The organism is Bartonella schoenbuchensis R1, assembly GCF_002022685.1.
Taxonomy (GTDB): domain Bacteria; phylum Pseudomonadota; class Alphaproteobacteria; order Rhizobiales; family Rhizobiaceae; genus Bartonella; species Bartonella schoenbuchensis.
In genome coordinates this window covers 1,346,693-1,358,987 of record NZ_CP019789.1, presented here as the reverse complement: position 1 = coordinate 1,358,987, position 12,295 = coordinate 1,346,693, and the positions used below count along the sequence as shown (strand labels likewise).

General features: G+C 49.8%; 8 protein-coding genes. All 8 read left to right on the top strand.

The window, feature by feature from the left end; all coding sequences use genetic code 11:
- Positions 1-4: 4 nt before the first annotated feature.
- The 8 genes from BscR1v2_RS06065 (at position 5) to BscR1v2_RS06030 (ending at position 12,190) form a co-directional block, all read left to right on the top strand.
- Positions 5-1,678 carry a right-handed parallel beta-helix repeat-containing protein gene (locus BscR1v2_RS06065; RefSeq protein ID WP_078690091.1) on the top strand — a complete coding sequence of 558 codons (1,674 nt, stop codon included), beginning with the start codon at positions 5-7 and terminating at the stop codon, positions 1,676-1,678.
- Positions 1,669-2,073: a right-handed parallel beta-helix repeat-containing protein gene (locus tag BscR1v2_RS06060; RefSeq protein ID WP_153301998.1), complete on the top strand. Its 405-nt coding sequence runs from the start codon at positions 1,669-1,671 to the stop codon at positions 2,071-2,073. Before BscR1v2_RS06065 ends, BscR1v2_RS06060 begins: the two co-directional genes overlap by 10 nt.
- Positions 2,074-2,075: 2 nt before the next feature.
- Positions 2,076-3,911 carry a right-handed parallel beta-helix repeat-containing protein gene (locus tag BscR1v2_RS06055; RefSeq protein ID WP_078690089.1) on the top strand — a complete coding sequence of 612 codons (1,836 nt, stop codon included), beginning with the start codon at positions 2,076-2,078 and terminating at the stop codon, positions 3,909-3,911.
- On the top strand, positions 3,908-5,281 hold the full coding sequence (locus tag BscR1v2_RS06050) for a right-handed parallel beta-helix repeat-containing protein (RefSeq protein ID WP_078690088.1): 1,374 nt from the start codon (positions 3,908-3,910) through the stop codon (positions 5,279-5,281). Before BscR1v2_RS06055 ends, BscR1v2_RS06050 begins: the two co-directional genes overlap by 4 nt.
- Positions 5,282-5,522: 241 nt before the next feature.
- Complete coding sequence (locus BscR1v2_RS06045) at positions 5,523-6,335, top strand: hypothetical protein (protein WP_078690087.1); 813 nt, start codon at positions 5,523-5,525, stop codon at positions 6,333-6,335.
- Positions 6,332-8,560: a right-handed parallel beta-helix repeat-containing protein gene (locus BscR1v2_RS06040; protein WP_078690086.1), complete on the top strand. Its 2,229-nt coding sequence runs from the start codon at positions 6,332-6,334 to the stop codon at positions 8,558-8,560. The genes BscR1v2_RS06045 and BscR1v2_RS06040 overlap by 4 nt, the downstream gene beginning before the upstream one ends.
- A complete protein-coding gene (locus BscR1v2_RS06035) occupies positions 8,551-8,904 on the top strand; it encodes a right-handed parallel beta-helix repeat-containing protein (RefSeq protein WP_153301996.1) in 354 nt (117 codons plus the stop codon). The genes BscR1v2_RS06040 and BscR1v2_RS06035 overlap by 10 nt, the downstream gene beginning before the upstream one ends.
- 52 nt (positions 8,905-8,956) lie before the next feature.
- Positions 8,957-12,190, top strand: a complete 3,234-nt coding sequence (locus BscR1v2_RS06030) for a right-handed parallel beta-helix repeat-containing protein (RefSeq protein WP_078690084.1) — start codon at positions 8,957-8,959, stop codon at positions 12,188-12,190.
- Positions 12,191-12,295: the final 105 nt, after the last annotated feature.

Genomic DNA, 12,295 nt, shown 5'->3' with positions numbered 1-12,295 from the left:
GGTGATGGTGGGAGATGGGGTGAAGAGTGCTACTTTGATGGATGTGACGATTACGGGAAAGGATAGTGGGGATAGCTATGGGGTGTATGCGAGGGGAGGGAAGGTGACGTTGAATATGGTGACGATTTCAAAGGTTGGAGTGGGGGTGAGGGTGGAGAAGGGGGTGTTGATAATGAATCAGGGGTCGGTAAAAGGGTTTACGGGAACGGGGGTGATGGTGGGGGATGGGGTGGAGAGTGCGAGTTTGATGGGGACAACGATTACGGGAAAGGGAAGTGGGAGTACGGGGGTCTATGCGAGGGGAGGGAATGTGACGTTGAATATGGTGAATATTTCACAGGTTGAAATGGGGGTGGAGGTGGAGAAGGGGGTGTTGATAATGAATCAGGGGTCGGTAAAAGGGTTTACGGGAACGGGGGTGATGGTGGGGGAGGGGGTGGAGAGTGCTGAGTTGACAAGGGTGATGATTACGGGAGGGGGAAGTGGGACGGGGGTGTATGCGAGGGGGGCGGAAGGGATGGTGATGAGGTTGGAGGGGGTGACGATTTCAAGGGTTGGAACGGGGGTGGAGGTGGAGAAGGGGACGTTGATAATGAATCAGGGGTCGGTGAAAGGGTTTACGGAATATGGGGTGATGGTGGGGGAGGGGGTGGAGAGTGCGAGTTTGACGGGGACAACGATTACGGGAGAGGGAAGTGGGACGGGGGTCTATGCGGTGGGAGGGAATGTGACGTTGAATATGGTGAATATTTTAAAGGTACAAACGGGGGTGAGGGTGATGGGGGGTAAAAGTCTGACGATTACTGGGGGGTCGGTGAAAGGGTTTACGGAATATGGGGTGATGGTGGGGGAGGGGGTGGAGAGTGCGAGTTTGATGGGGACAACGATTACGGGAAAGGGAAGTGGGTATGGGATACATGCGGTGGGAGGGAATGTGACGTTGAGTGAGGTGGAGATTTCAAAGGTGGCAATGGGGGTGGAGGTGGAGAAGGGGACGTTGATAATGAATCAGGGGTCGGTAACAGATTTTGCGGGAACGGGGGTGAGTGTGGGGAGTGGGGTGAGGAGTGCGAGTTTGATGGGGGCGAAGATTATGGGAGATGGAAAGGGTACGGGGGTGATGATGATGGGGGGTGATGTGATGTTGAATATGGTGAATATTTTAAAGGTTAAAACGGGGGTGAGGGTGGAGAAGGGGATGTTGAAGATTCTTGAGGGGTCGGTAACAGAGTTTACGGGAACGGGGGTGATGGTGGGGAGTGAGGTGAAGAGTGCGAGTTTGATGGGGACAACGATTACGGGAGATGGAAAGGGTACGGGGGTGTATGCAGAGAGGGGGACGAACTTGACGATGATGTTGGAGAATGTGACGATTTCAGGGGTTGGAACGGGGGTGAGAATGATGGGGGGTAAAAGTCTGACGATTACTGGGGGGTCGATCAAAGAGGTACAAACGGGCATAGTTATGATGAAGGGGGAGAGTCTGATGATTAGGGAGAACTCGACGATTAATTTTATGGGTGAGTATGGGGTGTATGTGGGGAATGGGGTGACAAAAGCTGATTTGGTGAGGGTGATGATTGAGGGGAATGGAAAAGGAACGGGAACGGGGATATATGCGGTGGGGGGGAATGTGATGGTCAGTGGAGGGGAGATAAAAAGGTGCAAATGGGGATAGCTATGTCAAGTGGGTGGTTGACGGTGAAGGATGGGACGAAGATTGAGTTTATGGGGGATTATGGGGTGTATATGGGAAGTGGGGTGAAGAGTGCGAGTTTGACGGGGACGGTGATTAGGGGGAATGGAAAAGGGAAGGGTACGGGGGTGTATGCGAAGGGGGGGACGAACTTGACGATGACGTTGGATAAGGTGGAGATAAAAGGGGTTGAAATGGGGGTCTATATGGAGAAGGAAGGTAAGAGTTTGACGATTAGTGGGAGTTCGACGATTAGTTTTATGGGGGATTATGGGGTGTATATGGGGAATGGGGTGACGAGTGCTGAGTTGAATGATGTGACGATTACGGGAAAGAATAAGGGTATGGGGATACATGCGATGGGGGGACGAACTTGACGATGACGTTGGATAAGGTGGAGATAAAAGGGGTTGAAATGGGGGTCTATATGGAGAAGGAAGGTAAGAGTTTGACGATTAGGGGGAACTCGACGATTGAGTTTGTGGGGGATGGAGTTGGGGTTGGGGTGTGGGGAGAGGTGAAGAGTGTTAGTTTGACGCAGACGGTGATTACGGGTGGGGGAGTTGGGAGTATGGGGGTGTATGCGATGGGGGGTGGGACATTGGAGATGACGTTGGACGATGTGAGGATTTCAAAGGTGGCAATGGGGGTAGTGATGGGGCGGGGTAAAAGTTTGATGATTAGTAGGAACTCAACGATTGATTTTAAGGGGGATTATGGGGTGTATATGGGGAATGGGGTGACGAGTGCTGAGTTGAATGATGTGACGATTACGGGAAAGAATAAGGGTATGGGGATACATGCGATGGGGGGGACGAACTTGACGATGACGTTGGATAAGGTGGAGATAAAAGGGGTTGAAATGGGGGTCTATATGGAGAAGGAAGGTAAGAGTTTGACGATTAGGGGGAACTCGACGATTGAGTTTGTGGGGGATGGAGTTGGGGTTGGGGTGTGGGGAGAGGTGAAGAGTGTTAGTTTGACGCAGACGGTGATTACGGGTGGGGGAGTTGGGAGTATGGGGGTGTATGCGATGGGGGGTGGGACATTGGAGATGACGTTGGACGATGTGAGGATTTCAAAGGTGGCAATGGGGGTAGTGATGGGGCGGGGTAAAAGTTTGATGATTAGTAGGAACTCAACGATTGATTTTAAGGGGGATTATGGGGTGTATATGGGGAATGGGGTGACGAGTGCGAGTTTGATGGGGACAACGATTACGGGAGATGGAAAGGGTACGGGGGTGTATGCGGTGGGAGGGACGAACTTGACGATGACGTTGGATAAGGTGGATATTTCACAGGTGGCAATGGGGGTGTATGCGAGGGGGGGTAAAAAGCTGACGATGAAGAAAGGGTCAGTTGATTTTACGGGAAATTATGGGGTTGGGGTCTATCTGGGGAATACGGCGATGGCTGAGTTGAATGATGTGACGATTACGGGAAGTGGAAAGGGGAGTACGGGGGTCTATGCGATGGGGACGGAAAATGTGAAGGTTGGTTTGACGGATGTGAAGATTGAGGCGGTTGAAATAGGGGTGATGATGTTGGGGAAAGGGAACTTGACGATGGAGAATGTGACGAGGATTAGTTTAGCAATTGGGGGTGGGTACGGGGTGATGGTGGGGGGTGATGTGACGGCTGAGTTGAAAGATGTGAAGATTATAGGAGGGAGAAGTGGAAAGGGTATGGGGGTCTATGGGATGGGGGGGACGAACTTGACGATGACGTTGGATAAGGTGGAGATTTCAAAGGTTGAAATGGGGGTGATGATGTTGGAGGGTAAAAGTCTGACGATTACTGGGGGGTCGATAAAAGAGGTACAAACGGGGGTAGCTATGATGAAGGGGGAGAGTCTGATGATTAGGGAGAACTCGAGGATTAATTTTATGGGTGGATATGGGGTGATGGTGGGGGGTGAGGTGACGGCTGAGTTGAAGGGGACAACGATTACGGGACAGGATAAGGGAGTGGGGGTCATAATGGAGAGCTCGGGAAAGATGACGTTGGAGGGGGTGGGGATCTCAAAGGTTAAAACGGGGGTCTATGCGGAGAGGGGGACGTTGATAATAGAAAAGGGAACAACCATTGACTTTAAAGAGAGTGGATGGGGCGTTTATGTGGAGAAATTGGTGAAGAGTGTTAACTTGAATGATGTGACGATTAAGGGAGAGGATAATGGGTACGGGGTGTATGCGGGGGGAAGGAAAATGTGAAGGTTGATTTGACGGATGTGAAGATTTCAAAGGTTGGGAAAGGGGTCTATGCGAGGGGAGGAAAGAGCCTGATGATTAGGGGGACAACAGAGATTAGTTTTATGGGTGAGTATGGGGTGAAGGTTGAAGGATTGGTGAGTACTTATTTGACAAAAACAAGGATTGTGGGAACTGGAAGTGAGAGGGGTAGGAATAATGGGGTGAGTGTGGGGGTCTATGCAGTGGGGGGTGGGATAGTGACGTTGGAGGGGGTGGATATTTCAGGGGTACAAACGGGGGTGAGTGCTGAGGGAAGTCAGCTGACGGTGACGTTGAGTGGGGGAGTAAAGATTTCAAATGTACGAACAGGGGTAGCTATGACAGGGAGTGGGACGTTGGCAGTGGAGGATGGGACGAAGATTGAGTTTAAGGATGGATATGGGGTGATGGTGGGAGGGGTGAATGCTCGTTTGACGGGGGCGAAGATTATGGGGAGTGGAAGTGGGTACGGGGTCTATGCGATGGGAGGGAAGGTTCTCTTAGAAAAGGTGACGATTGAGGGAGATGGAAAAGGAAAGGGTACGGGGCTGTATATGACACGAGGAGCAGTGCGGTTGAAGGATACTATCTTGAGAGATGTTGCAAAGGGTATGACTATCTCACAAGGGGTTGTCCACATGGTGGGAGGATCGGTTACCTTTAGTGGAAGGTATGGTATCAGTGTTTCAGGGGGGAATGCTTTTTTAAGTGGTTTCAAAATTACAAGACAAGAGAATAAAGGTACAGTTGCAGTTGCAGTTGAAGATACAGTTGCAAATACAGTTGAAGATACAGTTGAAGGTGTAGGGGCAGGGGCAGGGGTGGAGGTGAGTCACTCAGCAAAAGTCATGATGAAGGGGGTGAATATTGAGGGGGTTAAAACGGGGGCTTATGTGATGGGGAATGGGTTTCTGGTGATGGGTAAGGGATCCATTAGTTTTAAGGGAGACTACGGTATTTATTTTGATCAGGGGTATGCTGTATTAAATGATGTCCATATTACAGGGTCTGGTCATAAAGGTACGGGGATAAAGATGGGGTATGGACAGCTGTTGATGGTTGATACTACTTTGAAAGAGGTTGCAGAGGGTATGACTATCGTAAAGGGGAATGTCAGTATGGTGGGAGGATCGATAGAGTTTAAAAGAGAGCACGGTGTTTTGCTCAAGCAGGGGAGTGTTTTGTTAAATAATTTGTCTATGAAGTATAGGGGTAGTAATTCCGATGCTACTTTCTTAAAGGTCGAGGCAGATAGCGTTGTAGACAAAGAGGGTAAAAGGGTTTTAAACACTGCGGATATTAAGGGAATAGGCATTAAAATCGACGGGCAGGATAAAGCAAGGGGTGTGTGATGTTGTTATGGTTCAGGTGTGTTTATTTTCCCTATGTTTTTTATAGGCTTATTTTTTTGTTTTGGGTCTGTGTTTAGGATCGTGTTTAGAGAACATTTTGTTTTGTTTTGATGTTTTTTGTAGAAGGCTTTCTGGGGGCGTTTGATTTGGGGATCAAGCCATTCATGTGTGTTTTCATTTTTGTTTTTTCTTTTTTTTTTAAGAAGATTTTGTCTCTTTTAATCAGGGTGATTTAAAGAGGATGTATGGGTTTATGGTTATGCGTTGTGTGTTAAAACATCATGTTTGTTTGTGTGTTCTCTCGACAGCTGTTCTGGCGGGTCTTGCTCTTATTACAGCTCAAACAAAAGTGTATGCCAAATCACTGAATTGTAATGGGTTTACTAATACTAGTGCTAGTGGGGAGGCTGGTGATCCTAGGGGTGATAGTGAAACTGGGAAAATCGAGTGTGATGGGGATGGGGTGTATGAGGGGGGGTATGGGAGGGTGAGTATGAGGGGGCAGTATCAGAGGGTGATGGGTGGTATAGGTGGTAGTAATGGGGAGCTGAGTGGTAATCGAGATATAGATATGGGTAAGGATCTTAAGCCTGCTGTGAAGGTGCATGGGGGGAGGGCTGTGATTACGATAGTAGGTAAGCTGACGATCACGGATAATGGTAAGCGTAATACTAATCCGGCGATTCAGGTGGAAAGGCAGGGGAAGCTGACGTTGAATGATGTCAATGCTACAGGGGTGTATAAGGGGATATTGGTTAAGGATTCAAAGTCTTCTGTTATTGTGACTAAAGGGGTGATTGGGGTTAGGGGAGATTATGTGATTGGGGTGAAGAATGGGGGAGAGGTGACGTTGATGAGGGGGGTGACGGTTCAGGGAAGTATGGGGATAGTGTTTATGGGGAATGGGGTGGCTAATGCTACTGTGATGGGGGTAGGGGCGAAGATTAATTTAGCAAGTGGGGGTACGGGAGTGATAATGCAGGGGACGGGGGGAGCTAATGCTACTGTGATGAATATGACGATTCAGGGAGGGGGAGTATTGGGGCTGATGTGACGGATGGGGCGTTGATGTTGAATATGGTGAATATTTCAAGGGTTGAAATGGGGGCGAGGGTGACAAAGGGGACGTTGGAGGTGATAAAGGGGTCGATTCAGGGAACTACGGTGGGGCTTAGTGTGACGGGGAAGGGGAGTGCTACTATGGTGGGGGGATCGATTCAGGGAGGTGGGACTGGGAGTTATGGGGTGATTGTGGAGAGCTCGGGGAATGTGACGTTGAGTGAGGTGGAGATTTCAAGGTTTAAGATGGGGGTGTATGTGAAGGGGGGGACGTTTAAGATGACTGGGGGGTCGATTACGGGAATGGGAAATAGTCAGGGCACGGGGATATATGCGGTGGGGGATGATGTGACTTTGAATATGGTGAATATTTTAAAGGTTAAAACGGGGGTGAGGGTGGAGAAGGGGGGGACGTTTAAGATGACTGAGGGGTCGGTAACAGAGTTTACGGGATATGGGGTGATGGTGGGGGATGGGGTGAAGAGTGCGAGTTTGATGGGGACGGTGATTAGGGGGAATGGAAAAGGGAAGGGTACGGGGGTGTATATGGAGGGGGGTGAGACGTTGGAGATGACGTTGGAGAGGGTGGAGATAAAAGGGGTTGAGACGGGGGTGAGGGTGGAGAGGGCGAAGAGCTTGACAATGGCTGGGGGGTCTGTAACAGAGTTTACGGGAACGGGGGTGATGGTGGGGAGTGAGGTGAAGAGTGCGAGTTTGATGGGTGTGGAGATTACGGGAGGGGGAGATAAGGGGATTGGGGTGTATGCGAAGGGGGGGACGGGGATGGCGATGAGGTTGGATAAGGTGAATATTTCACAGGTTGAAATGGGGGTGGAGGTGGAAAAGGGGGTGTTGATAATGAATCAGGGGTCTGTAACAGATTTTACGGGAACGGGGGTGATGGTGGGGGATGGGGTGACGAGTGCGAGTTTGACGGGGACAACGATTACGGGAGGGGGAAGTGGGAGTACGGGGGTCTATGCGAGGGGAGGGAATGTGACGTTGAATATGGTGACGATTTCAAAGGTTGGAGTGGGGGTGGAGGTGGAGAAGGGGACGTTGATAATGAATCAGGGGTCTGTAACAGATTTTACGGGAACGGGGGTGATGGTGGGGGATGGGGTGACAAAAGCTGATTTGACAAGGGTGACGATTACGGGACAGAATAAGGGTACGGGGATACATGCGATGGGGGGTGGGACATTGGAGATGACGTTGGATAAGGTGGAGATTTCAAAGGTTAAAACGGGGGTAGTGATGGGGCGGGGTAAAAGTTTGATGATTAGTGGGGGGTCGATAAAAGAGGTACAAACGGGGGTAGCTATGTCAAGTGGGTGGTTGACGGTGAAGGATGGGACGAAGATTGAGTTTATGGGGGATTATGGGGTGTATATGGGAAGTGGGGTGAAGAGTGCGAGTTTGACGGGGACGGTGATTAGGGGGAATGGAAAAGGGAAGGGTACGGGGGTGTATGCGAAGGGGGGGACGGGGATGGCGATGACGATGACGGATGTGAGGATTTCAAATGTGGCAATGGGGGTGATGATGGGGAAGGGGGTGTTTAAGATGACTGGGGGGTCGGTAACAGAGTTTACGGGAACGGGGGTGATTGTGGGGGATGGGGTGACGAGTGCGAGTTTGATGGGGGCGAAGATTACGGGAGATGGAGATAAGGGGATTGGGGTGATGATGATGGGGGGTGATGTGATGTTGAATATGGTGAATATTTCAAGGGTTAAAACGGGGGTGAGGGTGATGGGGGGTAAAAGTCTGACGATTACTGGGGGGTCGATAAAAGAGGTACAAACGGGGGTAGCTATGATGAAGGGGGAGAGTCTGATGATTAGGGAGAACTCGACGATTAATTTTATGGGTGAGTATGGGGTGTATGTGGGGAATGGGGTGACAAAAGCTGATTTGGTGAGGGTGATGATTGAGGGGAATGGAAAAGGAACGGGAACGGGGATATATGCGGTGGGGGGGACGGGGATGGCGATGACGATGACGGATGTGAGGATTTCAAAGGTTGGAGTGGGGGTGTATGCGAAGAAGGGGGTGTTTAGGATGGAGGGAGGGTCGACGATTAGTTTAGCAAGTTGGGGTAACTATGGGGTCTATGTGGGGAGTTTGGTGACAAATGCGAGTTTGATGGGGATGAGGATTACAGGAAGGGGAAGTGGTCAGGGGGTGTATGCGAGGGGGGGACGGGGATGGCGATGAGGTTGGAGGGGGTGACGATTTCAAGGGTTGGAACGGGAGTGAGGGTGATGGGGGGTAAAAGTCTGACGATTACTGGGGGGTCGATCAAAGAGGTACAAACGGGCATAGTTATGATGAAGGGGGAGAGTCTGATGATTAGTGGAAGCTCGACGATTAGTTTTATGGGGGATTATGGGGTGTATATGGGGAGTTTGGTGACAAATGCGAGTTTGAAGGGGATGAGGATTACAGGAAGGGGAAGTGGTCAGGGGGTGTATGCGAGGGGGGGGACGGGGATGGCGATGAGGTTGGAGGGGGTGACGATTTCAAGGGTTGGAACGGGAGTGAGGGTGATGGGGGGGTAAAAGTCTGACGATTACTGGGGGGTCGATCAAAGAGGTACAAACGGGCATAGTTATGATGAAGGGGGAGAGTCTGATGATTAGTGGAAGCTCGACGATTAGTTTTATGGGGGATTATGGGGTGTATATGGGGGACAAGGTGACAAAAGCTGATTTGGTGAGGGTGATGATTGAGGGGAATGGAAAAGGAACGGGAACGGGGATACATGCGATGGGGGGGAATGTGATGGTCAGTGGAGGGGAGATAAAAAAGGTGCAAATGGGGATAGCTATGTCAAGTGGGTGGTTGACGGTGAAGGATGGGACGAAGATTGAGTTTATGGGGGATTATGGGGTGTATGTGGGAAGTGGGGTGAAGAGTGCGAGTTTGACGCGGACGGTGATTAGGGGGAATGGAAAAGGGAAGGGTACGGGGGTGTATGCGAAGGGGGGGACGAACTTGACGATGACGTTGGATAAGGTGGAGATAAAAGGGGTTGAAATGGGGGTCTATATGGAGAAGGAAGGTAAGAGTTTGACGATTAGTGGGAGTTCGACGATTGAGTTTGTGGGGGATGGAGTTGGGGTTGGGGTGTGGGGAGAGGTGAAGAGTGTTAGTTTGACGCAGACGGTGATTACGGGTGGGGGAGTTGGGAGTATGGGGGTGTATGCGATGGGGGGTGGGACATTGGAGATGACGTTGGACGATGTGAGGATTTCAAAGGTGGCAATGGGGGTAGTGATGGGGCGGGGTAAAAGTTTGATGATTAGTAGGAACTCAACGATTAATTTTATGGGTGAGTATGGGGTGTATGTGGGGAATGGGGTGACGAGTGCTGAGTTGAATGATGTGACGATTACGGGAAAGAATAAGGGTATGGGGATACATGCGATGGGGGGGACGAACTTGACGATGACGTTGGATAAGGTGGATATTTCACAGGTGGCAATGGGGGTGTATGCGAGGGGGGGTAAAAAGCTGACGATGAAGAAAGGGTCAGTTGATTTTACGGGAAATTATGGGGTTGGGGTCTATCTGGGGAATACGGCGATGGCTGAGTTGAATGATGTGACGATTACGGGAAGTGGAAAGGGGAGTACGGGGGTCTATGCGATGGGGACGGAAAATGTGAAGGTTGGTTTGACGGATGTGAAGATTGAGGCGGTTGAAATAGGGGTGATGATGTTGGGGAAAGGGAACTTGACGATGGAGAATGTGACGAGGATTAGTTTAGCAATTGGGGGTGGGTACGGGGTGATGGTGGGGGGTGATGTGACGGCTGAGTTGAAAGATGTGAAGATTATAGGAGGGAGAAGTGGAAAGGGTATGGGGGTCTATGGGATGGGGGGGACGAACTTGACGATGACGTTGGATAAGGTGGAGATTTCAAAGGTTGAAATGGGGGTGATGATGTTGGAGGGTAAAAGTCTGACGATTACTGGGGGGTCGATAAAAGAGGTACAAACGGGGGTGAGGGTGATGGGGGGTAAAAGTTTGATGATTAGGGAGAACTCGAGGATTGAGTTTATGGGTGGATATGGGGTGATGGTGGGGGGTGAGGTGACGGCTGAGTTGAAGGGGACAACGATTACGGGACAGGATAAGGGAGTGGGGGTCATAATGGAGAGCTCGGGAAAGATGATGTTGGATAAGGTGGGGATTTCAAAGGTTAAAACGGGGGTGTATGCGGAAAAGGGGACGTTGATAATAGAAAAGGGAACAACCATTGACTTTAAAGAGAGTGGATGGGGCGTTTATGTGGAGAAATTGGTGAAGAGTGTTAACTTGAATGATGTGACAATTAAGGGAGAGGAAAGTGGTATGGGCACGGGGGTGTATGCGGTGGGAGGGGCGGGGAATGGGGAGTTGACGATATCGTTGGAGAAGGTGGAGATTTCAAAGGTTGGGAAAGGGGTTTATGCGAGGGGAGGAAAGAGCCTGATGATTAGGGGGACAACAGAGATTAGTTTTATGGGTGAGTATGGGGTGAAGGTTGAAGGATTGGTGAGTACTTATTTGACAAAAACAAGGATTGTGGGAACTGGAAGTGAGAGGGGTAGGAATAATGGGGTGAGTGTGGGGGTCTATGCAGTGGGGGGTGGGATAGTGACGTTGGAGGGGGTGGATATTTCAGGGGTACAAACGGGGGTGAGTGCTGAGGGAAGTCAGCTGACGGTGACGTTGAGTGGGGGAGTAAAGATTTCAAATGTACGAACAGGGGTAGCTATGACAGGGAGTGGGACGTTGGCAGTGGAGGATGGGACGAAGATTGAGTTTAAGGATGGATATGGGGTGATGGTGGGAGGGGTGAATGCTCGTTTGACGGGGGCGAAGATTATGGGGAGTGGAAGTGGGTACGGGGTCTATGCGATGGGAGGGAAGGTTCTCTTAGAAAAGGTGACGATTGAGGGAGATGGAAAAGGAAAGGGTACGGGGCTGTATATGACACGAGGAGCAGTGCGGTTGAAGGATACTATCTTGAGAGATGTTGCAAAGGGTATGACTATCTCACAAGGGGTTGTCCACATGGTGGGAGGATCGGTTACCTTTAGTGGAAGGTATGGTATCAGTGTTTCAGGGGGGAATGCTTTTTTAAGTGGTTTCAAAATTACAAGACAAGAGAATAAAGGTACAGTTGCAGTTGCAGTTGAAGATACAGTTGCAAATACAGTTGAAGATACAGTTGAAGGTGTAGGGGCAGGGGCAGGGGTGGAGGTGAGTCACTCAGCAAAAGTCATGATGAAGGGGGTGAATATTGAGGGGGTTAAAACGGGGGCTTATGTGATGGGGAATGGGTTTCTGGTGATGGGTAAGGGATCCATTAGTTTTAAGGGAGACTACGGTATTTATTTTGATCAGGGGTATGCTGTATTAAATGATGTCCATATTACAGGGTCTGGTCATAAAGGTACGGGGATAAAGATGGGGTATGGACAGCTGTTGATGGTTGATACTACTTTGAAAGAGGTTGCAGAGGGTATGACTATCGTAAAGGGGAATGTCAGTATGGTGGGAGGATCGATAGAGTTTAAAAGAGAGCACGGTGTTTTGCTCAAGCAGGGGAGTGTTTTGTTAAATAATTTGTCTATGAAGTATAGGGGTAGTAATTCCGATGCTACTTTCTTAAAGGTCGAGGCAGATAGCGTTGTAGACAAAGAGGGTAAAAGGGTTTTAAACACTGCGGATATTAAGGGAATAGGCATTAAAATCGATGGGCAGGATAAAGCAAGGGGTGTTTATGTAAATAATGGTGGCCGTGTGATGTTGTTATGGTTTAGGTGTGTTTATTTTCCCTTTTATGTTTTGTAGGTTTATTTTTTATTTTGGGTCTGTGTTTAGGATCGTGTTTAGAGAGCATTTTGTTTTGTTTTGATGTTTTTTGTAGAAGGCTTTCTGGGGGCGTTTGATTTGGGG

Excerpts from the sequence above, each read along its gene's own strand:
- BscR1v2_RS06065 (WP_078690091.1), top strand. The coding sequence starts at position 5 with ATGGTGGGAGATGGGGTGAAGAGTGCTACTTTGATGGATGTGACGATT.
- BscR1v2_RS06060 (WP_153301998.1), top strand. The coding sequence starts at position 1,669 with ATGGGGATAGCTATGTCAAGTGGGTGGTTGACGGTGAAGGATGGGACG.
- BscR1v2_RS06055 (WP_078690089.1), top strand. The coding sequence starts at position 2,076 with ATGACGTTGGATAAGGTGGAGATAAAAGGGGTTGAAATGGGGGTCTAT.
- BscR1v2_RS06045 (WP_078690087.1), top strand. The coding sequence starts at position 5,523 with ATGTATGGGTTTATGGTTATGCGTTGTGTGTTAAAACATCATGTTTGT.
- BscR1v2_RS06035 (WP_153301996.1), top strand. The coding sequence starts at position 8,551 with ATGGCGATGAGGTTGGAGGGGGTGACGATTTCAAGGGTTGGAACGGGA.
- BscR1v2_RS06030 (WP_078690084.1), top strand. The coding sequence starts at position 8,957 with ATGATGAAGGGGGAGAGTCTGATGATTAGTGGAAGCTCGACGATTAGT.